The organism is Nocardioides sp. NPDC127503 (genome assembly GCF_040302165.1).
Classification (GTDB): Bacteria; Actinomycetota; Actinomycetes; order Propionibacteriales; family Nocardioidaceae; genus Nocardioides.
The window spans coordinates 609,228-635,241 of sequence record NZ_JBEORH010000001.1 but is presented as its reverse complement, the minus strand read 5'-3'; the positions used below and the strand labels follow the sequence as shown (position 1 = coordinate 635,241).

General features: G+C 68.3%; 27 protein-coding genes. 16 read left to right on the top strand and 11 right to left on the bottom strand.

The window, feature by feature from the left end; all coding sequences use genetic code 11:
• Positions 1–7: 7 nt before the first annotated feature.
• Genes ABTW65_RS03110 through ABTW65_RS03095 form a run of 4 tightly spaced genes read right to left on the bottom strand, consistent with a single transcriptional unit; the run spans position 8 to position 3,946 of the window.
• Positions 8–820, bottom strand: coding sequence for an ABC transporter permease (locus ABTW65_RS03110; protein WP_350658403.1), 813 nt, complete (start codon positions 818–820; stop codon positions 8–10).
• Positions 817–1,677 (bottom strand): ABC transporter permease, encoded by an 861-nt coding sequence (locus ABTW65_RS03105; protein WP_350658401.1) that lies wholly within the window; start codon positions 1,675–1,677, stop codon positions 817–819. The genes ABTW65_RS03110 and ABTW65_RS03105 overlap by 4 nt, the downstream gene beginning before the upstream one ends.
• A complete protein-coding gene (locus ABTW65_RS03100) occupies positions 1,674–2,849 on the bottom strand; it encodes an extracellular solute-binding protein (protein WP_350658399.1) in 1,176 nt (391 codons plus the stop codon). The genes ABTW65_RS03105 and ABTW65_RS03100 overlap by 4 nt, the downstream gene beginning before the upstream one ends.
• A 26-nt stretch (positions 2,850–2,875) precedes the next feature.
• Positions 2,876–3,946 carry an ABC transporter ATP-binding protein gene (locus ABTW65_RS03095; RefSeq protein WP_350658397.1) on the bottom strand — a complete coding sequence of 357 codons (1,071 nt, stop codon included), beginning with the start codon at positions 3,944–3,946 and terminating at the stop codon, positions 2,876–2,878.
• An 86-nt stretch (positions 3,947–4,032) separates the two neighbouring features.
• On the opposite strand from ABTW65_RS03095, the gene ABTW65_RS03090 reads away from it, so the two are divergent.
• The 3 genes from ABTW65_RS03090 to ABTW65_RS03080 all read left to right on the top strand — a co-directional run bounded on the left by ABTW65_RS03090 (position 4,033) and on the right by ABTW65_RS03080 (position 6,007).
• Positions 4,033–4,773, top strand: a complete 741-nt coding sequence (locus ABTW65_RS03090; protein ID WP_350658395.1) for a FadR/GntR family transcriptional regulator — start codon at positions 4,033–4,035, stop codon at positions 4,771–4,773.
• A complete protein-coding gene (locus ABTW65_RS03085) occupies positions 4,770–5,471 on the top strand; it encodes a cache domain-containing protein (protein WP_350658394.1) in 702 nt (233 codons plus the stop codon). Before ABTW65_RS03090 ends, ABTW65_RS03085 begins: the two co-directional genes overlap by 4 nt.
• Before the next feature lie 77 nt (positions 5,472–5,548).
• Positions 5,549–6,007, top strand: a complete 459-nt coding sequence (locus ABTW65_RS03080) for an Lrp/AsnC family transcriptional regulator (RefSeq protein WP_502890535.1) — start codon at positions 5,549–5,551, stop codon at positions 6,005–6,007.
• A gap of 38 nt (positions 6,008–6,045) precedes the next feature.
• On the opposite strand, the gene ABTW65_RS03075 is transcribed toward ABTW65_RS03080, so the two are convergent.
• Positions 6,046–7,425, bottom strand: coding sequence for a KamA family radical SAM protein (locus ABTW65_RS03075; protein WP_350658392.1), 1,380 nt, complete (start codon positions 7,423–7,425; stop codon positions 6,046–6,048).
• 109 nt (positions 7,426–7,534) lie between these two features.
• Here ABTW65_RS03075 and kdd point away from each other — a divergent pair, with 109 nt between their 5' ends.
• The 7 genes from kdd to ABTW65_RS03040 all read left to right on the top strand — a co-directional run bounded on the left by kdd (position 7,535) and on the right by ABTW65_RS03040 (position 14,568).
• On the top strand, positions 7,535–8,581 hold the full coding sequence (gene kdd, locus ABTW65_RS03070) for an L-erythro-3,5-diaminohexanoate dehydrogenase (protein ID WP_350658390.1): 1,047 nt from the start codon (positions 7,535–7,537) through the stop codon (positions 8,579–8,581).
• Entirely contained in the window at positions 8,578–10,116 is a 1,539-nt protein-coding gene (locus tag ABTW65_RS03065; RefSeq protein WP_350658388.1) for an amidohydrolase, read from the top strand. Before kdd ends, ABTW65_RS03065 begins: the two co-directional genes overlap by 4 nt.
• Complete coding sequence (gene kamD, locus ABTW65_RS03060; protein ID WP_350658387.1) at positions 10,113–11,669, top strand: lysine 5,6-aminomutase subunit alpha; 1,557 nt, start codon at positions 10,113–10,115, stop codon at positions 11,667–11,669. The genes ABTW65_RS03065 and kamD overlap by 4 nt, the downstream gene beginning before the upstream one ends.
• Entirely contained in the window at positions 11,666–12,421 is a 756-nt protein-coding gene (kamE, locus tag ABTW65_RS03055; RefSeq protein ID WP_350658386.1) for a lysine 5,6-aminomutase subunit beta, read from the top strand. Before kamD ends, kamE begins: the two co-directional genes overlap by 4 nt.
• Positions 12,418–12,804, top strand: coding sequence for a 3-aminobutyryl-CoA ammonia lyase (gene kal, locus ABTW65_RS03050; protein WP_350658384.1), 387 nt, complete (start codon positions 12,418–12,420; stop codon positions 12,802–12,804). Before kamE ends, kal begins: the two co-directional genes overlap by 4 nt.
• Positions 12,805–13,339: 535 nt before the next feature.
• Positions 13,340–14,092: a polyprenol monophosphomannose synthase gene (locus ABTW65_RS03045; RefSeq protein ID WP_502890543.1), complete on the top strand. Its 753-nt coding sequence runs from the start codon at positions 13,340–13,342 to the stop codon at positions 14,090–14,092.
• Positions 14,089–14,568, top strand: coding sequence for an FxsA family protein (locus tag ABTW65_RS03040; RefSeq protein WP_350658381.1), 480 nt, complete (start codon positions 14,089–14,091; stop codon positions 14,566–14,568). The genes ABTW65_RS03045 and ABTW65_RS03040 overlap by 4 nt, the downstream gene beginning before the upstream one ends.
• Before the next feature lie 63 nt (positions 14,569–14,631).
• Here ABTW65_RS03040 and ABTW65_RS03035 read toward each other — a convergent pair whose 3' ends face one another.
• The 4 genes from ABTW65_RS03035 to ABTW65_RS03020 all read right to left on the bottom strand — a co-directional run bounded on the left by ABTW65_RS03035 (position 14,632) and on the right by ABTW65_RS03020 (position 19,043).
• The gene (locus ABTW65_RS03035) at positions 14,632–15,018 is read right to left on the bottom strand and encodes an RNA polymerase-binding protein RbpA (RefSeq protein WP_008359714.1); all 387 of its coding nucleotides are present in this window, start codon (positions 15,016–15,018) and stop codon (positions 14,632–14,634) included.
• Between the two features lie 242 nt (positions 15,019–15,260).
• Positions 15,261–16,613 (bottom strand): MFS transporter, encoded by a 1,353-nt coding sequence (locus tag ABTW65_RS03030; RefSeq protein WP_350658378.1) that lies wholly within the window; start codon positions 16,611–16,613, stop codon positions 15,261–15,263.
• Complete coding sequence (locus ABTW65_RS03025) at positions 16,610–17,467, bottom strand: glycerophosphodiester phosphodiesterase family protein (RefSeq protein WP_350658376.1); 858 nt, start codon at positions 17,465–17,467, stop codon at positions 16,610–16,612. Before ABTW65_RS03025 ends, ABTW65_RS03030 begins: the two co-directional genes overlap by 4 nt.
• A 49-nt stretch (positions 17,468–17,516) precedes the next feature.
• Positions 17,517–19,043, bottom strand: a complete 1,527-nt coding sequence (locus ABTW65_RS03020) for a UDP-N-acetylglucosamine 1-carboxyvinyltransferase (RefSeq protein WP_350658374.1) — start codon at positions 19,041–19,043, stop codon at positions 17,517–17,519.
• A gap of 139 nt (positions 19,044–19,182) precedes the next feature.
• Between ABTW65_RS03020 and ABTW65_RS03015 the strand changes: the two genes are divergently transcribed.
• Both ABTW65_RS03015 and ABTW65_RS03010 read left to right on the top strand, forming a co-directional pair.
• Complete coding sequence (locus tag ABTW65_RS03015; protein WP_350658372.1) at positions 19,183–20,211, top strand: zinc-binding dehydrogenase; 1,029 nt, start codon at positions 19,183–19,185, stop codon at positions 20,209–20,211.
• Positions 20,212–20,268: 57 nt separating this feature from the next.
• Positions 20,269–20,772: a GNAT family N-acetyltransferase gene (locus ABTW65_RS03010; protein ID WP_350658370.1), complete on the top strand. Its 504-nt coding sequence runs from the start codon at positions 20,269–20,271 to the stop codon at positions 20,770–20,772.
• A gap of 93 nt (positions 20,773–20,865) precedes the next feature.
• On the opposite strand, the gene ABTW65_RS03005 is transcribed toward ABTW65_RS03010, so the two are convergent.
• A complete protein-coding gene (locus ABTW65_RS03005; protein ID WP_350658368.1) occupies positions 20,866–21,774 on the bottom strand; it encodes a lytic transglycosylase domain-containing protein in 909 nt (302 codons plus the stop codon).
• Positions 21,775–21,799: 25 nt separating this feature from the next.
• Positions 21,800–22,486: an alpha/beta fold hydrolase gene (locus ABTW65_RS03000; protein ID WP_350658367.1), complete on the bottom strand. Its 687-nt coding sequence runs from the start codon at positions 22,484–22,486 to the stop codon at positions 21,800–21,802.
• A gap of 712 nt (positions 22,487–23,198) precedes the next feature.
• Between ABTW65_RS03000 and ABTW65_RS02995 the strand changes: the two genes are divergently transcribed.
• The 4 genes from ABTW65_RS02995 (at position 23,199) to ABTW65_RS02980 (ending at position 26,011) form a co-directional block, all read left to right on the top strand.
• Positions 23,199–24,221: an LLM class flavin-dependent oxidoreductase gene (locus ABTW65_RS02995; RefSeq protein WP_350658365.1), complete on the top strand. Its 1,023-nt coding sequence runs from the start codon at positions 23,199–23,201 to the stop codon at positions 24,219–24,221.
• Between the two features lie 119 nt (positions 24,222–24,340).
• Complete coding sequence (locus ABTW65_RS02990) at positions 24,341–24,838, top strand: DUF4919 domain-containing protein (RefSeq protein ID WP_350658363.1); 498 nt, start codon at positions 24,341–24,343, stop codon at positions 24,836–24,838.
• A gap of 7 nt (positions 24,839–24,845) precedes the next feature.
• Complete coding sequence (locus ABTW65_RS02985) at positions 24,846–25,622, top strand: SDR family oxidoreductase (protein ID WP_350658361.1); 777 nt, start codon at positions 24,846–24,848, stop codon at positions 25,620–25,622.
• A gap of 89 nt (positions 25,623–25,711) precedes the next feature.
• The gene (locus ABTW65_RS02980; protein ID WP_350658360.1) at positions 25,712–26,011 is read left to right on the top strand and encodes a hypothetical protein; all 300 of its coding nucleotides are present in this window, start codon (positions 25,712–25,714) and stop codon (positions 26,009–26,011) included.
• The last annotated feature ends 3 nt before the right edge of the window (positions 26,012–26,014 follow it).

The following is a 26,014-nucleotide window of genomic DNA, read 5'->3' as shown; positions in this document are numbered from 1 at the left end:
GGCAAGCCTAGTGAATCGCCCTCGTGGTTTCGCTCGGGTCGGATGAAAGCCGCTGGGCGAGCCAGATCGGCGCGACCGAGACGACGATCATGACGACCGCCACCACGTTGACGATCGGCGCCTGACCGGGCCGGAACAGGTTGGTCAGGATCCACACCGGCAGCGTGGTCACACCGGGCCCGGCGGCGAACGTCGTCACGATGATCTCGTCGAAGCTGAGCGCGAACGCCAGGAGCCCGCCGGCCAACAGCGCCGAGCGCAACTGGGGGAGCGTGACCAGCCGGAACGTGGTCCACATCCCCGCCCCCAGGTCGGCCGAGGCCTCCTCGAGATTGCCGCCCATCCGTCGCAACCGCGCCTGCACGTTGTTGAAGACGGTCACGATGCAGAACGTCGCGTGGGCCACCACGAGCGTGAAGAACCCCAGACGTACGCCGAGGATCGACGAGAACGCGTTGGACAGCGCGATCCCGGTGACGATGCCGGGCAGGGCGATCGGGAGCACCACCAGCAGGTTGACGGTGTCCTTCCCGAAGAAGGAGTAGCGCTGCATAGCCAGGCCGAGCAGGGTGCCGAGGACGAGCGCCATCACCGTCGCGCACGCGGCCACCGTCAGCGAGGTGAGGATCGCGTCGTGAGCTCCCGGGTTGACCGCCGCGCGCTGCCACCACTCGGTGGTGAAGCCGCTGGGCGGCCAGGTCAGCGCCTGGGAGGTGTTGAACGAGTTCACCACCACCAGGGCGAGCGGTGCGTAGAGCATGGCGAGCACCAGGCCGGTCACCGCGGCCAGGATGCGCCGGGTCGATCTCGAGATGGTCATAGGTTCTCCAGAGCTCCGGTGCGGCGTACCAACGCCAGGTAGATCATGATCACGACGATCGGGATCAGTGCGATCGCGGCGGCCAGAGGCAGGTTGGACCCCGAGTTGATGAAGACGAGGTTGCCGAGCATCTGGTTGGCGCCGCCGACGATGTTGACGGTGATGTAGTCGCCCATGGTCAGCGAGAACGAGAAGATCGAGCCCGCGACGAGTCCCGGGACCACCAGCGGCAGTACCACCGTGCGGAACGCCAGCGCCGGCCGGGCACCGAGGTCGCCGGCGGCGTCGAGCAGCGAGTCGGGGACACGCTCATAGGCCGCGTAGACGGGGAGGATGACGTACGGAAGCCAGATGTACGCCTGGGTGAGCACGATCGCGGTGAGGCCGAATCCCGGTGAACCGAGACCGACCAGGCCGCCGGCCCAGTCCAGCAGTCCGCCGTTCGACAGCAGCGAACGCCAGGCGAGCGCCTTGACGAGGTAGGACGCCCACAACGGCGTCAGGAACGCGATCACCAGCAGGTGGCGCGAGCGTCGCGAGGCGACCTTGGCCATGTAGAAGCCGACCGGCAGCGCGATCGCGCAGTCGATCAGCGTCACCAGGAGGGCCACGCCGATGGTGCGCAGCGTGACGGTCCGGTAGAGCGCCTGCCCGGTGATCTCACGAATGTTGTCGAGGGTGAAGGTGCGCTCGAGCTCGTTGGTGAAGGAGTCGATCGTCCAGAAGGCCGTCACCAGCAGCGCGGCGAGGGCGACGACGTAGACGAGCACCAGCCAGGTGAGGGGTGCGGCCAGCAGGAGGCCGAGGCGGAACCCCGGCCTCCTGCTGAGCGTGCTGCTGACAGAGCTCAAGGTCACCCCTTGATCTCTGCCCAGGCCTTGGTCCAGTCCTGGTAGTCGGTGCACTTCACGTCGGTCCGGCCGTCCAGGCACTTCTCGATCGGCGTGTTCCAGAACCAGATCTTCTCGGCGTACTCCTCATCGCCGGCGTGGAAGGTCTCGCAGTGGCCCTCGGAGGCGTACTCGCAGGCCTTGTCCGAGTTGGGGGCCTCGCCGAAGTACTCCGTCGCCTGGGCGTTGACCTTCGGGTCGGAGATGTGGTTGAGCCAGGCGTAGGCGCAGTTGGGGGACTTCGCGTTCGAGGAGATCATCCAGGTGTCGTTCCACCCAGTTGCTCCCTCGGACGGGAGGATCGCCTCGACCGAGGCCTTCTTCGGGTCGATCAGGTTGGCGATCACCTGCCAGGTGGTGCCGACCACGGTGTCGCCGGTCTCGAAGGAGGCCTGCGTCTTGGTGTAGTCGGACCAGTACTCACCGACGGAGGTCCGCTGCGACTTGAGCAGGTCGACGGCCGCGGCGAGCTGCTTCTCGTCGAGCGAGTAGGGGTTCTCGATGCCCAGGTCGGGCTGGTGCGCCATCAGGTAGACCGCGGCGTCGGCGATGTAGATCGGCGAGTCGTACGCGGTGACCTGGCCCTTGTGCTTCGGCGCGTCCTCGAAGACCGCCTTCCACGAGGTCGGGGCGGGGGTGACGTCCTTGGTGTTGTACATCAGCAGGTTCGCGCCGTAGCCGTGCGGGATGCCGTAGTTCTTGTCGTCCACGGTGTTCCACTCGCGGTCCTTGAGGAAGTCGTAGATGCCCTCGTAGTTGGGGATCAGGTCGGTGTTGACCTCGGCTGCCTCGCCTGCTGCGATCATGCGCAGGGTGAGGTCGCCGGAGGCGGCCACGACGTCGTACTCGCCCGACTTGGCCAGGTTGAAGGCCTCGTCGGAGGTGCCGTAGACCTTCGCGGTGACCTGGCAGCCGGTCTCCTCCTCGAAGCTGGAGACCCAGTCGACCTCGGGGTCGGTCGAGCCGTCCTCGACGTAGCCGGGCCAGGCCAGGATCGTGACCTCGCCCTCGTTCTCGCCGAGCTTGTCGACTGCTCCGGTCGAGGAGTCGCCGTCGTCGCCGCCACAGGCGCTCAGCGTGATCAGGGACAGGGCCGCGAGGGCGCCCCCGATGGTGTGTCTGGTTCGGATGTTTCGCATGGTCAACCTCTCTGGTGTTCTCTGGCTCATCGGTGTTGCACGGCACGGGACGAATCGGTGCCCAGGGGGACCAGGTCGCCCGGCGACCAGGAGGCGACCACGCGGTCGCCCCGAGACTCTGGTTCGGCGGCATCCGGGTGCAGCGAGCCACGGCTCTGCTCGAGGGCGACCAGCCTGGTGCCGTCCTCGAGCTCGATGTGGACTCGATGCCCGGTGCCGATGTAGATGGACTCGGTGATCACGCCGGCGGCGGTCATCGCGCCGACCGGGGCGCTCGCGGTCTCCGGGGACAGCAGGATCTTCTCGGGCCGCAGCGCGAAGGCGCCGTCCATCTTCAGCATCCGCTTCGACGCCTGCTCGTCGAAGACGTTGGAGGTGCCGACGAAGTCGGCGACGTACTGCGAGGTCGGCCGCTCGTAGATCTCCTTCGGCGTACCCAGCTGCACGATCCGGCCGCTGTCGAAGACCGCGATCCGGTCGCTGAGGGTGAGCGCCTCCTCCTGGTCGTGGGTGACGAAGACGAAGGTGATCCCCAGCTCACGCTGGATCTGCTTGAGCTCGACCTGCATCCGCTCACGGAGCTTGAGGTCGAGCGCGCCGAGCGGCTCGTCGAGAAGGAGCACCCGAGGACGTACGACGATGGCGCGAGCCAGCGCGACCCGCTGTCGCTGCCCGCCGGAGAGCTCGGTCGGCTTCCGGGCCGCGACGTGGCCGAGGCGGACCATCTCCAGCGCCTCACGTGCCCGGGAGCTGCGCTCGGCCTTCGGGACGCCACGCACGCGCAGGCCGTACGCGACGTTCTCGAGCACGTTGAAGTGCGGGAAGAGGGCGTAGTCCTGGAAGACGGTGGTGACGTCGCGGTCGAAGGGCGCCAGGGCGGTGACGTCCTCGCTGCCGAGGCGGATGGTGCCGGAGTCGGCGTGCTCGAAGCCCGCGATCAGGCGCAGCACGGTCGTCTTCCCGGAGCCGGAGGGCCCGAGCATCGAGAAGAACTCACCATCGCCGATGGTCAGGTCGAGAGCGTCGACAGCCATCACGTCGCCGTACGCCTTGGTCACGGCTTCGAGCTGGATCTGCGGAGATTCGGTCGGTCCCATTGCTGAATCATATGGAACCAGATCTTAGATTTTAAAGGTTATCTGCGTAAGTTCTTTGTAAACCCACTCGAAGGAGGAGCCAGATCGTGGCCAACGCCCGTGCGATGACCTCGCGCGCCAGGTCGGCGATCTTCGCGCCGATCGGCGACGAAGGCAGAGCCGTACGTGTCGAGAACCGTCTGGCCGAGGCGATCCGCTCCGGCGTGCTCGCCGACGGCGACCGACTCCCGAGCGAGCAGGAGCTCGCCCAGATGCTGGGAGTGGCGACGGTGACCGCCCGGGAGGCGCTGGTATCGCTGCGGGCACAGGGCCTGGTGGTGACCACACGAGGCCGCGGTGGTGGCTCCTTCGTGCGCGCTCCCGATCCCGGCGACATCGTGAAGGGGCGGCTCGCCACCATGTCGCGGGTGGAGCTGCGCGACCGGGCGAGCCTCTACCAGGTGGTGCTGACCGGCTGTGCCGAGCTCGCCGCCGAACGAGCGGCCCCTGACGAGATCGAGGACCTCCAGGACCTGCTGATCCCGCTCGGCGAGGACGACCTCGGCCGGTGGCGCGACGCGGAGAGCGAGCTCTATCTCTCCGTGGCGGCGCTGACCCAGTCGGCGCGGCTGACGCGAGAGGTGGTGCGGCAGGAGGCCGATTTCGGTACGTTGCTGCGAGTGCCGCTGAGCGAGTCGGACTTCCGTCAGGCATCCGCCGAGCGGCATCGGGCGCTCGTCGCCGCGCTGGAGACGGGCGATGTCGCCGCGGCGCGGGCGAGCGTACGCGACCACGTGACCCACGCCGTTGAACGTCTGACCGAGATCCATGAGGTGGTACGACCGTGAACATCGATGTGACGGACGACTGTGCCATCCGGATCGAGCAGCACTTCGGTTCCATCCTCACCGAGCTCGAGCGGGTGCGCGCCGAGGTCGATGCCCTCTTCAGCGCTGGACCGGTGACCTCGGACGAGCTGATCGCGCAGGTCGAGACGGGGACGCTGGCGTTCCTCGAGGACCCGAGCCTCCTGGGCGGCGGTTTCGTCGTCGCGCCGGACGTGCTCGTCGACCGGCGGCTCTACCTCGCCTGGTGGCAGGGGGCGGGCCGCGACTTCCTCGGTGAGGCCGAGGTACCGGGGACGCGGGAGGTTCTCGACTACACCCGCCAGCCGTGGTTCCGGATCCCGCAGCGCACCGGAGAGCTGAACCTCGCCGGCCCCTACGTCGACTTCGTCTGCGCCGACGAGTACGTCATGACCACGACGCTGCCGGTCTACGCGGGCGGCCGGATGGTCGGTGTCGCCGGCGCCGACACCACGGTCGAGACGCTGGAGACGATGCTGCTGCCCGGCCTGCGCGAGAGCGGCGCCACGGTGGTCAACTCGCACGGGCGGGTGGTCGTCTCCGCCGACCCGCACCTCGCCACCGGCGAGGCGATGAAGACGGTTTCCGACGACGCCGTCGGCGGACGGTTGCTGTCGGTGATCCAGCCGTCGGCGGACGGTCGAGGCGAGCTGAAGATGCTCGCCGGCTGGCCCGCCTGACGGCGGAAATCTTTCGACATCAACTACTTTTTTGGACGTTGCGGCGGAGATATTGCTGTTGTGGGTACGCTGTCGCCGTGACTGCACCTGAGATCGAGGCCACCGACCGTAAAATCCTCCAGCTTCTTGCGGAGGACGGTCGGATGTCCTACACGGACCTGGGCAAGGCGACCGGCCTCTCGACCTCGGCGGTGCACCAGCGCGTCAAGCGGCTCGAGCAGCGTGGCCTCATCACCGGCTACGGCGCCACCGTCAACTACGCCGCGATCGGGGTGCCGCTGACCGCGTTCGTCGCGGTGCAGCCCATGGACCCCTCCCAGCCCGACGACACCCCCGAGCGGGTCGCGGACCTCCTCGAGGTGGAGGCGTGCTGGTCGATCGCCGGCGTCGAGTCCTACATGCTCAAGGTGCGCGTCGCCACGCCCGAGGCGCTCGAGGAGCTGCTCGGCCGGATCCGCTCGGTCGCCAACGTGTCCACGCGCACCACGATCGCGATGTACACCTACTACGAGAACCGCCCGACTCTGACGCACTGAGACCCGGCGACCAGCGCCGGGCCTCAGTCACTTCCGGGTCACTCCCCGTGCGTACGCCACCACTCCTGGCCTGACTCGGGCAGGGTGTGGATCGGGTCGTAGTACTCGTAGGTCCTGGACAGCGCCTCGGGATCCGACGCCTCGATCGAGGTGCGGTAGTTCTTGGTCCAGTAGGAGATGCCGCGCTCGGTGTCGTAGTCGGCGATCTGGTGGACCCAGCGCTTGCCGACGAAAGGTACGTCGCACACGATGCGCGGGGTGGCGAACCCGGGCAGGTAGCCCATGATGTCGTGCTGCAGCCGCTGCGCGTCGGCCACCGAGACCCGCCAGTGCTCGCTGAATGGGATCATGTCGCACATGTAGAAGTAGTAGGGCATGATCTGCGCACCGTCGAGCAGACGGAAGCTCAGGTCGAGCAGGCTGTGGCTGTCGGCGTTGACGCCGGCCAGCAGCACACCCTGGTTGCGTACGTCGCGCACGCCGGCCGCCAGCAGCGCCTTGGACGCCTCGGCGACCAGCGGAGTGACCGAGTTGGCGTGGTTGGCGTGGGTGTGGATCGCCAGCGAGACGCCGCGCTCGCGGGCGATCGTGGTCACCCGGTTCATCCCCTCCAGGAGCGGCTCCTGGAGCCAGTGCTGGGGGAGGCCGATCAGGCCCTTGGTGGCCAGCCGGATGTCGCGGATGTTGTCGATCGCCATCAGCTTGGTGAGGAAATCCTCCAGCCGCGGCCAGGGCAGGTTGGCGACGTCGCCGCCGGAGACGACCACGTCGCGCACCTGCGGGGTGTTGCGGAGGTATTCGAGCATCGCCTCGTGGCGGTCGACCGGCTTGCCGGTGAGCTTGAGCTTGTCGATGACCGGGGTCGAGTTGCCGACCAGGTCCATCCGGGTGCAGTGGCCGCAGTACTGCGGGCAGGTGGAGAGCAGCTCGGCGAGCACCTTGGTCGGGTAGCGGTGGGTCAGCCCCTCTGCGACCCACATGTCGTGCTCGTGCAGCGAGTCGCGGCTCGCCTGCGGGTGCGAGGGCCAGTCGGTGCGGCGGTCGGAGAAGACCGGGATCATGTAGTGCCGGATCGGGTCCGCGTAGAACGCCGCGGTGAACTCCTCGCCCGCCGACGCGCCCGAAGGCACCATCGTGTTGACCATCTGGGGCGGCACCAGCATCGACATCGTCGCCCGCTCGGCCATGTCGCGCTCGAGGTCGGCGTAGAACCGCTCGTCGAGAAGATCTCCCATAAGCGCGCGCATCTGGCGGACGTTCTTGATGCAGTTGACGCGCTGCCACTGCACGTCGCGCCACTGCTCGTCGGTGATGTCGGCCCAGCCTGGGAACCGAGTCCAGTCGGGTTCGACCAGCTCTACGCGTTGGTAGGCGTAGGGCTGTCCGTCACGGGGCGCAGTCTCGATGGTTGCCGTCATGTTCTCCACCATAGCGGGAGATCCTGCGGCCTTCGCAACCATCGGCCGCAATTCTTCCCGCAACCGCTGGTAGGGTCCGCCGTGAGATGACGCAAGGAGGCGTACGACGATGACCACTTCTGACCCGACAGGCCTGCACCGGGTGCTCGACGAGCCGGTGGGCGGCTCGTTGCCGCTGCCCCAGGCGGCCCGGAGACTCGACACCCGCAAGACCCTGTGGCCCGACGAGGTGCGGATCCGGGTGGAGCGTCTGAACCTCGACGCCGCCTCTTTCCGCCAGCTCGAGTCCGCACATGACGGCGACGGAGAGGCCGTACGCCGCGAGGTGCTCGACATCGTCGCCGAGCGCGGCAAGATGCAGAACCCGGTGACCGGGTCGGGCGGCATGCTCGTCGGTGTCGTCGAGGAGGTCGGCCCCGAATCACCCCTGGGGCTGAAGGTCGGGGACCGGGTCGCGACGCTGGTCTCGCTGACCCTGACGCCGTTGGTGATCGAGGACGGGCTCGCCGGCTGGGGCGGCGACTCCGAGCAGGTGCCCTGCGACGGCTACGCCATCCTCTTCGGCCGCTCGATCGCAGCCGTCCTGCCAGACGATCTCGCCCCCGAGTTCGCGCTGTCGGTGATGGACGTGTGCGGCGCTCCGGCGCTGACCCGCCGGGTCGTCTCCGAGCGCTACGCAGGCGGCGTCGTCGCCGTGGTCGGTGGCGGCGGCAAGTCCGGATCGCTGTCGCTGGCCGCGGCCCGCGACGCGGGAGCCGGCCACCTGATCGGCATCGTCCCGACCGAGGCCGAGGCCGAACGTCTGCGCGAGGCGGGTTTGGCCGACGAGGTCGTGATCGCCGACGCCCGGAACCCGGTGGCGCTGCGCGACGCGGTCGCCAAGGCCGGAGGTCCAGCCGACGTCACAGTCGTCTGCGTCGACGTACCCGGCTGCGAGGGCGGCGCCATCCTCGCCACCGCCGACCGGGGCACCGTCATCTTCTTCTCGATGGCGACCTCGTTCTCCGCCGCCGCGCTCGGCGCCGAGGGCCTCGCCGCCGACGTCACGATGCTCGTCGGCAACGGCTACGTCCCCGGGCACGCTGCGTACGCACTGGATCTTCTCCGCGCGCACGCGGGCGTGCGGGCGCTCTTCGAGGGCAGACTGGCGCCGTGACCCGCATCCTCCTGCGCAACGGTGTGTTCCACACCGGCCTCGCCTCGGGCGAGCCGGTCTCGGCCATGGCCGTCGAGGGCGGGCGCATCGTCTGGACCGGAACCGACCCCGATGCCTTCGCGAGCCCCGACGAGGTGGTCGACCTCGAGGGACGACTGGTCACGCCGGCCTTCGTGGACGCTCATGTCCACGTCGTCGAGACCGGGGAGCAGCTCCTCGGTCTCGACCTCGTCGGCCTCTCCAGCCGCGAGGCGGTGCTCGAGAAGGTCGCGGCGTACGTCACCGACCTCGGACCCCAGGACCTGGTGCTCGCCCAGGGCTGGGACGAGACGCTCTGGCCGGACCCGACCCTGCCGACCGCGACCGAGCTCGACCGCGCCTCCGACGGGCGCAAGGTCTACCTCAACCGCATCGACGGTCACTCCGCCGTCGTCTCCACCGCACTGATGGCGCAGGTGCCCGGGATCGCCGGGCTCCCGGGCTGGGCGGCGGACGGACGGGTCGAGCGGGAGGCGCTGCGCGCGCTGCTGCCGCTGCTCGCCGACCTCACCCCGGCCGGCCACGCCGAGCGCGGTGCGCGAGCGGCGCTGCAGAGCATGGCCTCCCTGGGCATCGGTGCCTTCCACGACAACGCCGGACCCGACATCGGCCCCGAGTCGGACCTCGAGGCCGTGCAGTCGGAAGCGACCGCGGCCGGTCTGCACGGCACCTACTACTGGGGTGCTCACCTCGGATTCGGCGACCTCGACCGCCTCGGCGACATCTCCGGCCTTGCCGGCGATCTCAGCGCCGACGGCTCCATCGGATCCCGAAGCGCGGCCCTGACCAGCGACTACGCCGACCTCGCCGGGCATCGTGGCCACGCCTACCTCGACCCCGAGCAGCTGGCCGACCACATTATCGGCTGCACGCGGCGCGGCATCCAGGCCGGCTTCCACTGCATCGGTGACCAGGCGATCGACAACATCGCCGAGGCGTTCCGGCTCGCCGAGGCGGAGCTCGGCACCGAGACCGTGCGAGCCCGGCGCCACCGCCTCGAGCACTGCGAGCTGCCCTCGCCGACGGCGATCAAGACCTTCGCCGACCTCGGCGTCATCGCGAGCGTGCAACCGATGTTCGACGGGCTGTGGGGCGGCCCCGAGCGGATGTACGCAGCCCGGCTGGGGGAGCGGTGGCAGGAGATGAACCCGTTCCGGACCCTGCTCGACGCCGGCGTCCGCCTCGCCTTCGGCTCCGACTCGCCCGTCACGCCGCTGGACCCGTGGACGGCCCTGCACGCGGCCGTGCATCACCGCACGCCCGGCCAGGGCATCACCCCGGCCGAGGCGTTCGCGGCACACACGGTCGGCGGCTGGTACGCGGCCGGCATCGACGACGCCGGCACCCTCGCCCCCGGGCAGCGGGCGACGTACGCCATCTGGGACCGCACCGCGTTCCCGGACCTGACCTCATCCGACGTCGCCGACGTCATCACTTCCTGCCTGCAGACCGTCGTCGGCGGCAGGACCGTATTCGAGAAGGAGGGTGTCCGGTGAGACTCGATCTGGACCCACGCACGATCGCCCAGGCCCGCGCGCTGGCCGCGAAGGTCGGCGACCCGATCGTCGAGATGGCCAAGAAGCACACCACGGTCGCCGTCGAGCGAGCCACGCTTCGGCTGGCCGGGCTCTCCGGCGCCGACCCGGACGGCACCCCGTGGGTGAACCACCTGGTCGACGCGGTCCGCGCCGACGTCGGGCTGGAGCACGGCGTCGCGCTACCGGTGTGGCAGGCGCTGGCCGCCCACGACAACGACCTCTCGCGGCTCGCTGAGGAGGCCGCCGCCGGTCAGGTGACCTTCCACCTGCCCGAGGGCGCAGAGGCCGAGCTGGCCGCGAAGCACGCCCGCGAGGCGGTCGGGGTCGGCATCGCCCGTCTCGACGCGAGCCGGGTCGCGCGCGAGCGGATGATCGCCGAGATCGGCGACGCACCCCGCAAGCCGTGGATCTACCTGATCGTCGCCACCGGCGACATCTACGAGGACATCCCGCAGGCGCAGGCGGCCGCACGGGAGGGCGCCGACATCATCGCGGTGATCCGCTCGACCGGCCAGTCGCTCCTCGACTACGTGCCCGAGGGCGCCACCCGCGAGGGGTTCGCCGGGACGTACGCGACCCAGGAGAACTTCCGGCTGATGCGGGCCGCACTCGACGAGACCTCCCGCGAGCTCGGCCGCTACGTACGGCTCACCAACTACGCGAGCGGGCTGTGCATGCCCGAGATCGCCGCGCTGGCGGGCATGGAGCGTCTCGACATGATGCTCAACGACTCGATGTACGGGATCCTGTTCCGCGACATCAACCCGGTGCGTACGTTCGTCGACCAGCGGCTCTCGCGCCAGATCCACGCCCGGGCGGGGATCATCATCAACACCGGCGAGGACAACTACCTCACCACCGCCGACGCCGTCGAGGCCGCACACACGGTCACCACGAGTCAGCTCCTCAACGAGTACTTCGCCAAGGAGGCCGGCCTCGAGGACTGGCAGCTGGGTCTCGGCCACGCCTTCGAGATCAACCCCGACGTTCCGGACTCGTTCCGTCTCGAGCTCGCGCACGCGCTGCTGGCGAAGACGATCTTCCCCGACGCCCCGCTGAAGTGGATGCCACCGACGCGGCACATGACCGGCGACATCTTCAAGGGCTACCTGCTCGACGGGTTCTTCAACCTGGCCGGCGCGATGACCGACCAGGGCATCCTGCTGGTCGGGATGATGACCGAGGCGGTGGTGACCCCGTGGATCTCCGACCGCGACCTGGCCCTGCAGAACGTCCGGTACGTCATGGACGCCGCCGGACGCCTCGGCGAGGACTTCCACCCGGCCCCTGACGGGTTCATCGCCAACCGGGCGCGCGAGGTCCTGGGGGAGTCGATCGACCTGCTCGGCAAGATCATCGACGAGCCCAACGGGCTCCTCGACGCGATCGCGGACGGCACCTTCGGCCTGATGAAGCGCCCGGCCGACGCCGGCAAGGGCCTCGAGGGCGTGGCAGTGAAGTCCGAGGCGTACTACAACCCCGCGAGCACCATCCTGGAGGGTGAGGAATGACCCAAGAAAATAGGCACCTGATCAGGCCGTACGGCGACACCACCGGCGACGGGATGGTGCAGGTCTCCTTCACGTTGCCGATCAAGCACAGCAAGGTCGCCGACGGCGCCGCGCTGCAGCTGGCCAACAAGATGGGCATGGAGCCGGCGATGGTCGTCCACTCCAAGCCGATGGGTGACGACTTCACCTTCTTCGTCGTCTACGGGCAGGTGAACCACCTCGTCGACACCGACAAGGTGCAGGTCGTCGAGCGTGACTTCCCGCTGCTGACGCCCAAGGAGGCCAACGCGGTGATCAAGGAGACGCTGCGGCGTCCGATGGTCGTCGTCGGCGCCTGCATCGGCACCGACGCCCACACCGTCGGGATCGACGCGATCCTCAACATCAAGGGGTTCGCGGGGGAGAAGGGGCTGGAGTACTACAAGGAGATCGAGGTCGTGAACCTCGGCGCCCAGGTCTCCGTGCCCTCCCTGGTCGAGGCCGCCGTCACCCGGCGCGCCGACGCCGTGCTCGTCTCCCAGGTCGTCACCCAGCGCGACGCGCACCTGCTCAACACCCGGGAGATGTCGGCGGCGTTCCGCGAGGCCTACCCGGCGGGGGAGCGGCCGCTCCTGGTCGCCGGTGGTCCGCGGTTCGACGAGTCGATGACCACCGAGCTCGGCGTCGACCGCATCTTCGGCCGCGGCACCACCCCCGCCGAGGTCGCCTCCTACCTCGTCCACCGCACCACCTCGAAGGAGCCCGCGGCATGAGCAACCCTGAGATCGGCACCAAGGTCGTGCACCGCCGCTACGTCCCCTACTCCCACGTCCACTACGCCGGGAACCTGGTCGACGGGGCCTACAGCCTGGGCCTGTTCGGCGACGTCGCGACCGAGATGTGCATCCTCACCGACGGCGACGAGGGTCTCTTCGCCTCCTACGACGACGTGCAGTTCAAGGCGCCCGTGCGTGCCGGCGACGTCCTGGAGATCACCTGCGAGCTGATCAAGGCCGGGACCCGGTCCCGGGTGATGGAGTTCGCGGTGTACGTCGTGGCGCGCGGAGCCGCCACTGAGGCCCGTCCAGGGGCCGCTGAGATGCTGGAGGCGCCGATCCTCGCCACCTCCGCACGGGGTACAGTCGTCGTTCCGTGAGCGCCGTAACGAGTACCCGAAGGCGACACGCCGACGTTCTTCGATAATTCGCCACTTTCTCGCGCTCTACAGGCTGTTGCTGACCTGCGGAAACATGTGTTTCCGCAGGTCAGAGCCGTGTTGACTTCCGCGGAGCAGGCGGGTGATGGTGGGCAGCGTTCGCCCATGCAGAGTTGCGGTCGGCGGACCGGCGCTCGACGAATCGGGTCGGGGGGTGTCGAGCCAGGCATGCCTTCGACGCGTTTTCGTGGGCGCGGTCAACGGCCGCGAGGGCAACGCGGGAGGGCCAAGGCGCCCTTAGACAACGATCGTCCCCCTGCCGCCAGCAGGGATCGGAACGGCCCGAAGAACGTCTTGCTCCTCCCGCGCTCTGTCTCTCTGCGATCGCCTCGCCATCGCGCTGTCCCGCTCGATCGGGATCTTGGGATCAACCGGTGGGCGGATATCCTGTGATCTCCACCCCCATTCCTTGACAAGGCCGGCGTACGTGACGAACGAGCAGCTTCCACCCTGGACCGAGATTGGCCGGGCGGTGATGGTCATCCCGACCTACAACGAGGCGGAGAACCTCGCCTGGATCGTCGGGCGGCTGCGCAAGGCGCAGCCACGCGTCGACGTGCTGATCGTCGACGACGGATCCCCTGATGGCACCGGCACGATCGCCAACGAGCTTGCCGACAACGACGACCAGATCCACGTGCTGCACCGCACCGAGAAGGCCGGGCTGGGGGCTGCGTACCTCCACGGGTTCGGATGGGCCCTCGAGCAGGGCTACGACGTCGTGGGGGAGATGGACGCCGACGGCTCGCACCAGCCCGAGGAGCTCCACCTGCTGCTCGAGGCGGTCAGCTCCGCCGACCTGGTGATCGGGGCCCGCTGGATCCGCGGTGGCTCGGTGGTCAACTGGCCGCTGTCGCGGCGCGTGCTGTCGGTCGGCGGCAACTTCTACGTCCGGCTCCTGCTCGGCATCGGCGTCCACGACGCCACCGCGGGCTACCGCCTCTTCCGGCGTACGACGCTGGAGAAGCTGCAGCTGAGCAGCGTCGAGTCGACCGGCTATGTCTTCCAGACCGAGATGGTGACGCGTACGCTGCGGGCCGGCCTCACCGTCAAGGAGGTCCCGATCCAGTTCATCGAGCGTGTTCGGGGCGAGTCGAAGATGAGCCCTGCGGTCGCCGCAGAGTCGATGCGCCGGGTGACCCGCTGGGGCCTGGCCGAACGCCGCGAACAGCTGCTTCGCCTGCTGCGCCGCTTCGGGCTGGACCGTCTCGCGGGAGGCCGACGATGACCACACGTCGCCGCAAGTTCTCCTGGGTGCTGGTGCTGCTGTTCCTGGTGATGCCGCTGGCCGAGCTGTTCGTGCTCATCCAGGTCGGTCAGGTCATCGGCGTGTGGTGGACGATCCTGCTGCTGATCGCCGACTCGATCTTCGGTGCCTGGCTGATGCGTCGCGAGGGCGCCCGGGCCTGGTCGGCGCTGTCCACGGCGCTCTCCTCGGGCAAGCTGCCGTCCAACGAGATCGCCGACGGCGCGCTGATCCTGCTCGGTGGCGCGCTGATGCTGAGCCCCGGCTTTGTGACCGACATCTTCGGCATCGTGCTGATCCTGCCGTTCACCCGGCCGTTCTTCCGCCGCATCCTGGCCACGGTCGTGCAGAAGCGCCTGGTGACCGCCGCGATGCCCTCCACGTTCGGTGCCGGAGCCCGTCCCCACAACGACGACATCGTCACCGGCGAGGTCATCGACAAGGACAACATCGCCTGACATACGCCGACGGCGGCCTTCCTTGGTGGAAGGCCGCCGTCGGCGTATCTGGTATGTCAGAAGTCAGGCGTTGGCCTTCTTCTTCCCCGGTCCCTTGCGGTGCAGGTGAGCCGGGCCGATCTCGCCACCGCGAAGCAGGTCGAGGCGCTCCTTGAGGATGTCCTCGAGCTCCTTCTCCGAGCGCCGCTCCAGGAGCATGTCCCAGTGCGTACGCGCCGGCTTCTCGGCCTTCTCCTCCGGCTTGGCGCCGGAGAGGTTGAGAGCTTCCATCCCGCAGCGCGGGCACTCCCAGATGGCCGGAACCTCGGCCTCGTCCGACATCGTGATCTCGAAGTCGTGGCCCTGCGGGCAGCGGTAGGCCACCTGCTGGCGACCCGCGAACTCGATGCCGCGTTCGTCCTCAAAACTTTGTCCGCCCAGTCGGGCGCCGCGCAACGTGCGCTCGGCCATGAAGCACCTCCTGAGTCGATCGTCCCCCGTTGAATGAGCTGAAGAGCGAAGCGGTCTGCGGACTCATGACGCAGGCCGGTCAGGCCTCTTCACATTGTCAACGGTACAGAGGAGGTGATGATTCCGTGAATTGTCGAGATCCTCGCCGTGTTGTTCGACACAGGACCCGCCTGACCTGCGGATCTCCCTGAGAAAGTCCTGAGCGGCCGATGTCTCGAACCCGCCAGCCGCCAGGCGCGGTCCTAGACCCGTTCGGGCGCCCGGTTGCCTGCCTGCTCGATGCCCTTTGCTGTGTTCACCAGCGCGAGCAGCCCGCCACCGATGACGAAGAAGGCGATGAGCGCCAGGATCGCCGGCCGGTAGGAGTCGGTGAGCTGGTAGACGAGTCCGAAGACCAGGGTGCCGAGCCAGGAGGTGCCGCGGTCCATCGCGTGGTAGAGGCTGAAGTACTCCGCCTCCTTGCCTGCCGGGATGAACAGCGAGAAGTAGGACCGGGCCAGCGCCTGGGTGCCTCCCATGACCAGACCGATCCCGACCGCGACGACCAGCAGCGGCAGCAGGGTCTGCTCCGGCACGAAGTAGGCCGCGACGACGATGACCATCCAGCCGACCAGGCCGCCGAGGATCACCCGCTTGGCGCCGAAGCTCTTGGCCAGCCGGCCGAAGAAGATCGCCCCGCCGACGGCGACGAACTGCACCAGCAGATAGATGCCGAGCATCGTGCCGGTCTCGAACCCGAGCTCCTCGACCCCGTAGATCGACGCCGAGCTGATCACCGTCTGGATGCCGTCGTTGAAGAAGAGGTACGCCAGCAGGAACGTCAGCGCGACCGGATACTGCGGCAGCTCGCGGAGCGTCGCGAACAGCTGGCCGAAGGAACGCGCCAAGACACCGCCGGAGACGTCCTCGACGTCGGCGGGCTCGCGCCGGCGGATCCGGCGCCACGGGATGATGATGAACCCCGCCCACCACAGCCCGGCCGAGAGCATCGAGATCCGCACCGCCAGCGCCGTCCCGAGCCCGAGTGGGTCCGCGAAAGTGACCAGGAGGAAGTTGACCGCGAGCAGCAGCCCGCCACCGGCGTACCCGTAGGCCCAGCCGATCGAGGAGACCCGGTCGCGCTCCTCCTCGGTCGAGATCAGCGGCAGGATCGAGTCGCTGACCACCACCGCCGCGCCTGCGCACAGGTTGGCGATGATGAACATGATCGAGCCGAACCACCAGTTGTCCCCGGTCATGAAGAACAACAGCGCCGCACAGAGCGCACCGGCCCAGGCGAAACCGGCCATCAGGTCCGGCTTGCGCGAGGTGCGGTCGGCGATCGCGCCGACCAGCGGGTAGATGATCGCCGACAGGATCGTCGAGAACGTGATGATGAAGGACGGCAGCGCGCCGGGCGCGATCGAGAGCCCGAGCACGTCGATGCGGTTGTCGACGGCGGCTGCCTTCGCGATCTCGATCAGGTAGGGCGCGAACAGCACGCCGGCCACCGTCGTCTGGAAGGCGGAGACGGCCCAGTCGGTGAAGAACCAGCCCTTTTGCTCCCGCGTCCGCTCGACTGGACTGAAGTCGCCGATCCCGGCTGATGTGGTCACTTCTCGGGCTCCTCGCCACTCTCGTCGGACTCGGCCTCGTCGACGGGCTCGACCCGAGACGGCACAGCCTCCCACAGCCCACGTTCCTCCAGGAACGCTTTCAGTACGTCGGTGCGATCCGTCATCAGACCGTCGACCTCGCGCTTGAGCAACCGCTCCATCTCGGCCGGGTCATCGACGGTCCAGACATGGACCTCCTTGCCCGCCTTGTGGGCGCGGCGGACGAGACCACGAGAGGCCACCCGGATCGACAGCGGCCCACGAAGACGCTGGTGGTGAGGGATTTGGAAGGCGTCGAACCGCGACCCGACGAGTCGCTTGGCGATCCCGGTGGTCGGCGCCAGCAGGTAGGCCAGGACCTCGCGTGGATGCGCCGAGGTCCGCACCCGCCCCTCCGTCAGCCGGCGAAAGGCCTTGAGCCGCCTGACCGAGAACGAGCCGACGATGACCTTGTCCTCGTGGTCGGTCGCGGCGAGGAGCTCGGCCACCGCTCTGACCGAGCCGTCGGACTTGAGGTCGATGTTGAAGGTGACCTCGGGGAACGCCGCGAAGAGCTCCGCCAGGGTCGGTACGCCGTGCAGGCCGCCGATCCTGGCGGCCTGCACCTCGGCGTACGTCATCTCCGCGATCAGGCCGGTGACGTCGGTGACCCGGTCGAGCGCTTCGTCGTGGAAGGCGAGCAGGACGCCGTCGCGGGTGACGTGCACGTCGGTCTCGAGATGGGTGTAGCCGAGCTCCACCGCATGCCGGAACGCCTCCATGGTGTTCTCCATCCCGACCAGGTCGGGATGGAGCGCTCCACCACGGTGCGCATAGGCGCGTACGCGTCGTTGCTGCTCCCTCACGGGGAGCATCTAACCACCCGTGAGGGCCGGATCACATGAGCCCGCAGGCTCAGTTCACTCAGATGTCGCGGAAGGCGGTGATGTTCGCGCCGAGCTGGTTGAGCCGCTCGGCGAGGTCCTCGTAGCCGCGGGCGATGACGTAGGTCGAGCGGAGCACCGAGGTGCCCTTCGAGGCGAGCATCGCGAGCAGCACGACAACGGCGGGACGCAGCGCCGGCGGGCAGACGATCTCGGTGCCGGAGAAGTGGGTCGGCCCCTCGATCATCACCCGGTGCGGGTCCATGAGCGTGACGTTGCCGCCGAGCTTGTTGAGCTCGGTCAGGTAGATCGCCCGGTTCTCGTAGACCCAGTCGTGCAGCAGCGTCTGACCCTGCGCCACCGCGGCGATCGCGGCGAAGAACGGCAGGTTGTCGATGTTGAGGCCGGGGAAGGGGAGCGGGTGGATCTTGTCCAGCGGCGCGTGCAGGATCGAGTGCTTGGTGTTGATGTCGACCAGGCGGGTCTTGCCGTTGAGCGCGAGGTATTCCTCGGAGAGGGTGTAGTTGAAGCCCATCTCCTCCAGCGTCGCCAGCTCGATCTCCATGAACTCGATCGGGACGCGCTTGATGGTGATCTCGGAGTCGGTCACGATCGCGGCGGTCAGCAGCGACATCGCCTCGATCGGGTCCTCGCTCGGCGCGTAGTCGACGTCGACGTCGATCACCTCGCGGCCGGTGACGCGCAGCGTGGTGGTGCCGATGCCCTCGACCTCGACGCCCAGCTTCTGCAGGTAGAAGCAGAGGTCCTGGACCATGTAGTTGGAGGACGCGTTGCGGATCGTGGTGGTGCCCGGGTGCAGCGCGGCTGCCATCAGGGCGTTCTCGGTGACGGTGTCGCCGCGCTCGGTCAGCACGATCGGGCGGCCCGGCTGGATCTCCCGGTTGACGCTCGCGTGGTAGGCGCCGTCGGTCGCCTTGACCTCGAGGCCGAAGGGACGCAGGGCCGACATGTGCGGCTCGACAGTGCGGGTGCCCAGGTTGCAGCCACCGGCGTAGGGCAGCTCGAAGGTGTCCAGGCGGTGCAGTAGCGGACCGAGGAACATGATCACCGAGCGCGTACGGCGCGCGGCAGCCTCGTCCACGGCGTCCAGGCGCAGCTCCTTCGGCGGCACGATCTCGAGGTCGTTGTCGTCGTTGAGCCAGCGGGTCTGCACGCCGATCGAGTTGAGCACCTCGATGATCCGGTTGACCTCTTCGATGCGTGCGACCTTGCGCAGCGTCGTACGGCCCCGGTTGAGGAGCGAGCCGACCAGGAGGGCGACCCCGGCGTTCTTCGAGGTCTTGACCGTGATCTCACCCGAAAGCGTCGTCGGGCCGGTGACGCGCAGGTGCGTCGGGCCGGCGCCGATGTCCACGAGGGAGGAGTCCAGAGCGGCACCCACCCGGGCGATCATCTCCAGCGACAGGTTCTGTTGCCCCTGCTCGATGCGGTTGATCGCGCTCTGACTGGTGTTGAGAAGGTCGGCGAGCTGTGCCTGGGTGAGGCCCTTGTGCTTGCGCGCATCGCGAATCAGATTCCCGATACGACCTTTGTATCCGTCGGTCATGGTGCACCACCGTAACTCATATATGAGATAAGCCTGGATTCCCCGCGAAGTGTCGGCGTTTCGTTTCAGGTCTGTTGCTCCGGCTCCCGCAAAGGCCACCGTGTGCAACGTCTCGTACGCCGGGTGACAGGATGCCACCATGCGCGCGACGACTATCCATGGGGTGGGCGACATCCGCTTCACCCAGGTACCCGATCCTGCTCTGACGAAGCCCACCGACGCGATCGTCAAGGTCGTGGGCTCCTGCATCTGCGGGTCCGATCTCTGGAACTACCGCGGCTCCAACGGCGACATCGATGAGCCGCGCACCATCGGCCACGAATGCATCGGCGTCATCGAGGAGGTCGGTGCCGACGTACGCGACTTCAAGGCCGGCGACTTCGTGATCGTCCCCTTCGACCACTGCGACAACACCTGCCCGCACTGCCTGGCCGGAGTCCAGTCGGTCTGCGAGAACCTCGGCTTCACGGTCAGCGGCCAGAGCGAGTACGCCTTGGTCAACCAGGCCGACGGCTCGCTGGTCAAGCTCGACGAGACGCCCGACCCGACGATGTACCCCGACCTGCTCGCGCTCACCGACGTGATGGCCACCGGCTGGCACGCCGCGATCATGTCTGGCCTCGGCTCCGGCGCCCAGGGTGGCACCGTGGTCGTGGTCGGTGACGGCGCTGTCGGTCTGTGCGGCGTGCTGGCTGCCTCCCAGCTCGGTGCCGAGCGGGTCGTGGCGATGTCACGCCACGAGGCCCGCCAGGAGATCGCCAAGAAGTTCGGCGCCACCGACATCGTCGCCGCCCGCGGCAAGGAGGGTGAGGCGGCCGTACGCGAGCTCACCGGCGGCGTCGGGGCCGACTACGTCCTGGAGTGCGTGGGCACCGACCAGTCCTTCAAGACGGCCTCCAAGGTGGCCCGTCCGGGAGCGACCGTCGGGTTCGTCGGCGTCCCGCACGACGTCAACCTTCCGGTCAACGCGCTCTTCCGCACCAACGTCGGCCTCAAGGGCGGGATGGCGCCGGTACGCCGCTACCTCCCCGACCTCCTGCGCCTGACGCTGGAGGGCACGATCAACCCTGGTCTGGTCTTCGACAAGGCGCTGCCGTTCGCGGAGGCCGCCGAGGGCTACCGCCTCATGGACGAGCGGCTCGCGACCAAGGTCCAGCTCACCTACTGATCCACGCCGATCCCGGGCGGGGGATCGGCCGAGCGCTTCATCTGAGAGACTCGGCCGATGCCCCGCACCGACACCATGCGCCTGCGCCCGCTGTCACCAGGTGACGAACACGTCTTCGCCGACTGGGCACACGATGAGGAGTTCCGGGTGGCCAACGGCTGGCCGGAGCGCGATCGTGACGGTCACCTCCGCCACTGGCGCCGGTTGATCGACGCTCCGCCGCCCGAGCTGATCAGGCTCGCGGTCGAGCTCGACGAAGAGGTCGTCGGCTACGCCGACATCCACGGCCTGGCCCCCGACACCCGCGAGCTCGGCATCGCCATCGGCCCCAGCTCACGGTGGGGCCAGGGCCTCGGCCAGCGGGCCATCAAGACCGCGCTCACCTACGGCTTCTCCGTCCTCGACCTCACCCGGATCTGGGCCGAGACGCACGAGACCAACACCCGAGCCAAGAAGCTCTTCGACGCGACCGGCTTCATCGAGACCGGCCGCCACGGCACCGACACCTACCGCGGCGAGGACGTCGGTCTCGTCCAGTACGCGGTCGAGCGCCCCTACTAGCCGAGACGTCACCGGCGTCGGCCGAGACGGCAGCTCGTGACGTCTCGGCCAGCGGGAGTGACGCCTCGGCCAGCGGGAGTGACGCCTCGGCGGTCAGTCGGCGATGCGTACCGGCTTCTTCTGCGGGTAGCCCTCCGGGAGGAACATGGTGCCGTCCTGGTGGCGGTAGAGCACCTGCCAGTGCCAATAGAGGTCGTACGCAGCGGGGGACCGCTTCATCTGCTCGGCGTAGGCGCTGACGGCCGCCACGTAGCGGTCGGAGTGGTTGTAGGCCCACAGGGCTCCTGCCATGTCGCCGGGAGCGCCGTTGTTGGCGAGCATGCGGCCGGCGGCCATGATCGCGTCGGCGGGGTCGTTGATGTCGCCGCCGGCGCCGTACTGGGCGAAGGTCGAGGGCAGGAACTGCATCGGGCCCTGGGCGCCCGCGGTGCTGGTGCCGCGGATGCGGCCCATGCGGGTCTCGACCAGGTGGACGGCGGCGAGGTACTCCCACGGCGTCCCGGTCTCCTGCTGCGCCTTGCGGTAGAGCGGGCGTAGCTCGTCCGGCGTCGGCGGGGTCAGGATCTTCCAGTCCGGGAGCTTGGGCTGGGGATCGGTCATCATCATGAGCTCGCGCGCCGCGCCGATGTCCGCCGCGAGCTGTCCGCGCTCGGGCTTGCCGAGCGATCGCAGCACGTCATCCGAGATCGCCTTCGAGCCATGGGCGAGGTCGCGCGCGGTGGTCTGCTCGAAGAGCGCGGCTTCGCGTACTTCCTGCGCTCCCGGGGTCCCGGAGGTCACCGTCCTCATCGCCTGGGTGAGGCGATCCTCCAGCGGGACGGACTGGTCCTCGAGCGACACCTGCGGCGAAGGTGACGGCGGCGCGGACGAGGGAGTCGGCGAAGCCGTGGCCGAGGCGCTCTCGGATCCGTCCGGAGTCGCCGACGGGTCACCCCCGCAGCCTGCAAGCGCGAGCGCCGTCAGGGCCGCGAGGGTGGGCAGAGCAGAGAGCCGGGCGCGCACGCACCCGACGCTACCCGACGGCCGACTACGCGCCGCTCTGCCCGATGATGGCCGCGAGCTCGGCCGGCTTGGTCAGCTGCGGCCAGTGGCCCGTTGGCAGGTCGACGAAGGTCGCGTCCTTGTGCTTCGGGATGGCGGCGACCGACTCGGTGCCGTCGGCGATCCACTCCTTGAGGTCGGCTGCGGTGTATTCGGGGCAGACGAACACCGCCGGGACCGAGTAGCGACGTTCGTCGCCGAGCTCGAACGGCTCGGAGGTCAGGCTGGCGGGGGAGGGACGCAGCAGCGCCTCGAAGGTGGCGCGGTCCAGGTCGCGTACGTCGGCCTCGTCGAACTCCTCCCACGGCACCGGCGGCAGGTCGGCGCCGTCGGTCGGGAAGTTCTTGGCCGGGATCATGCCCGGCTCCGCCGGCCAGCCACCGACGTAGACCACGGCGGCGACCTTGTCGACGCGAGCATCGACGGCCGCACCGGCCACCGCACAGCCCATCGAGTGGCCGACGAGGATCACCTGCCCGGCTGACTCGTCGATGGCGGCCACCACGGCGGCGATCTGGTCGGCGACGTGCACGCCGGAGCGGTCGGTCTCGGCCGATTCGAGGCCGGGAAGGGTGAGCGGCCGCGGGGTGTGACCGGCGTCGGTCAGATGGGGGACGACGAGGTCCCATGAGGAGGCGTCCAGCCAGAGGCCGGGTACGAGAACGATGTCCATGCAGCGATCCTCTTCCTGGTTGCGGACGATCTACTTCCGCCACCAAAAGTCTCTTCGAACAAAAGAACGGTGGCCACCGCAACTGCGGTGGCCACCGTTTCTGGACGCCCGAGACAGCTGACGCCAGGTGGTTCAGCGAGCGCCGGCGACCTCCAGTAGCTCCGCGACCTCGTGGGCGCGGCAGTCGCAGTCGGAGTCGCACGGCAAGAAGCGGTGACGGGCGTGACCGCAGTCGCGGCACGGCATGTCGTGAGAAAGCGTGAAGCTCTGCACCTCAACGGTGTCCCACATAATTAATTCATCCCCCAGAGAATGTTGGTTGGTCTTTATCGGTGAAGCTGCCTGATATGTAACACGATAATCCTCGACTTCGGAAGAGCTCGGACAACACGCCGAGACATTGTTTTCCCTGGTCAGTCGACCGATATGATTATTCGGTCGACCGATAGATAAACTCATAAGGGGCAGTTGTTGATGCGGTGTGGGCGTCCGCTTTACATCGCACAGGAACGCGCTCTCGGGTGTTGACGGAATGAAAGCAGAACGCAGACCTGCAGGTCACAACCCACAAGGTGGCGTCAGTTCGGGGGCCGGTTCCGGAGTGCAGAACACCCAGAGGCGAAGGTCCCAGCCGCCCTGGCTGACCCGGCATGGTCGGCGTCTGCCACCGCTCTGAGGGAATCTCGCGGGTCGGTTGAGAGTTCTACTACTCGTGAAGAACATCGGATTCTTGTCTTTCGGCCACTGGACACCGTCGCCCTACTCGCAGACGCAGTCGGCACGGGACGCGCTGATCCAGGGGATCGAGCTCGCGGTCGCCGCCGAGGAGCTGGGGATCGACGGCGCGTACTTCCGGGTCCACCACTTCGCCCGCCAGTACGCCTCCCCCTTCCCGCTGCTGGCCGCTGTCGGCGCCCGCACCTCGAAGATCGAGATCGGCACCGGTGTCATCGACATGCGTTACGAGAACCCGCTCTACATGGCCGAGGACTCGGCGGCCGCCGACCTGATCTCCGGCGAGCGCCTGCAGCTCGGGATCAGCCGCGGCTCACCCGAGCAGGTCATCGAGGGGTGGCGCTACTTCGGCTACGACCCCGGCGAGAGCGCCTCGGAGGCCGACATGGCGCGTGCTCACACCGAGACGTACCTCAAGATCATCGAGGGGGTGCAGTTCGCCGAGCCAAACCCGCGGCCGATGTTCCCCAACCCGCCGGGCAAGCTCCGGGTCGAGCCCTACTCCGAGACCCTGCGCGACCGGATCTGGTGGGGTTCAAGCTCGCTGGCGACCGCACGCTGGGCTGCCGGGCTCGGGATGAACCTGCAGAGCTCGACCCTCAAGAACGACGAGAACGGCAAGCCGTTCCACATCCAGCAGCGCGAACAGATCGAGGCCTACCGTGAAGCCTGGAAGGAGGCCGGCCACGAGCGCGAGCCGCGGGTCTCGGTCTCGCGCTCCATCTTCGCCCTCGTCAACGACGAGGACCGGCGCTACTTCGGCCTCGACCGGCAGACCAAGGATCAGATCGGCAACATCGACGACCAGACCCGTGCGATCTTCGGGCGTTCGTACGCCGCCGAGCCCGACGTCCTGGTCGAGGAGCTGGCCGGGGACGAGGCGATCCAGGCCGCAGACACGCTGCTGCTCACCGTGCCGAACCAGCTCGGCGTCGACTACAACGCACATGCCCTGGAGAGCATCCTGACCCACGTGGCCCCAGACCTCGGCTGGCGCTAGAAACACAGGGCCCGCGCAACTTCCGAGTCACAAAAGGGCGCATAATCGTTGTCAACCGCCCCACGTAGCCGCGCTATTGGCTACCGTGCACGGCGACCGTTATTCAAGGGGGACCCCTGTTGGCTACGTACGCTGAGCTGCTTGACGTCTATCTTCGCGAACCGAGCCCGGAGTCGCTGAGAGCCCTGCGGGAGGCGATCCTCGAGGCTCCGAACTTCCGGCCCGATCTCGAGATCACCGAGATGATCGCCCCGATGATGTCGGTCGGCGACTACGCCGGCGCGATCGCCGCCGTCCATGGGCTGATGCCCGGCGCGATCTTCAGCCCCTCGGCCCACGCCGCCCTCGCCGACGCCCAGCGCGGCCTCGGCAACCTCGAGCAGGCCCAACGCGAGTCGATCCTGGCCCAGTCGGCGCTCGACAGCATCATCAGCACCGGAGAGGGCACCGAGTCCGAGCCGTGGTCGGTGATGCGGACCAGCGACGCCTACGACGTGGTGCTGGCCTCGGGCAAGACACCGCGTTCACAGGTCGCGGTCGGCAAGCTCGACCGAATCGTGTGCACCGACTCGACGGTCTGGTTCTTCGACACCAGCAACGACTACGCCAGGGCCTGACCGCGGCGTGCCCCGATCCGTACTGATCACCGGCGCGGCCGCCGGCATCGGCCGTGCGACCGCGCTGCATTTCGCTCGCGAGGGCTGGCTGGTCGGCGCCTACGACATCGACCTCGACGGCCTGGCGTCCCTGGCGACCGAGGTCGAGCCACTCGCCGGGGAGCTGGTCACCGGAAACCTCGACGTACGTGACGCCGTCTCCTGGCAGGCCGCCCTGGACGGCTTCGTCGCGGTGAGCGGCGGCAGCCTCGACGTACTCGTCAACAACGCCGGCATCACCCAGATCGGCATGTTCGCCGACCTGCCGCTGGACCGGCAGCAGGCGATCGTCGATGTCAACGTCAAGGGCGTCGTCAACGGCTGCCACCTGGCGCGCCCTTTCCTGCGGTCCGGCTCCCACGTCGTCAACCTCGCCTCCGCCTCGGCCATCTACGGCCAGCCGGGGATGGCGATCTACTCCACCACGAAGTTCGCCGTACGCGGCCTCTCCGAGGCTCTCGACCTGGAATGGTCCGGCGACGGGATCACGGTGACGGCCCTGTGGCCCCTCTTCACCGACACCTCCATGGTGTGGGGCCACGACTTCCCTGCGCTGCGGCGGCTCAAGGTCTCGCTCACGCCCGACGACGTCGCGGAGTCGGTCTACGCCGCAGCGACCAGCGGCCATGGCTTCCTGGGCAGTGTCCACCGCGGCGTCGGCACCAAGGCGCGCTTCCTGCTCGGCATCTCCGGGGTCACTCCGAGCTGGGCCAGTCGGATGGTCAACCGGCTGATCTCCACCTGATCGGCTCCTCCTGATTGTTCACCGGGTTGTTGCCGGTAGGGACGGTGTGCGTCGGGTTCCTGACGGGCCCGGCGCGCACGCTCGGGAACATGATGAGTCGCACCTTGCGGATTCTGCTCGCCGGGTTGGTTGCCGTCGTCCTCGCCTCTGCGGCGCTGAGCGCGGCGACGGCCGGCGAGCCCCGGGCTTCTGACCAGAGGCAGGTCGTGGTCGATCGTCACGAGGTGGCGCCCGAGGACGCGCGGCCAGGTGGTGGCGCGGCGCCGTTCGAGACCGGGGTGGTGATCGTGCTCAACACGTTGCTCCTCGGCGGGCTTCTGGGCGGGATGCTCTGGGCTCGGCGGAGGCTCGGCTGCGCCGACGCAGCGCTTCCGCGTCTGTCCGTATAGCGA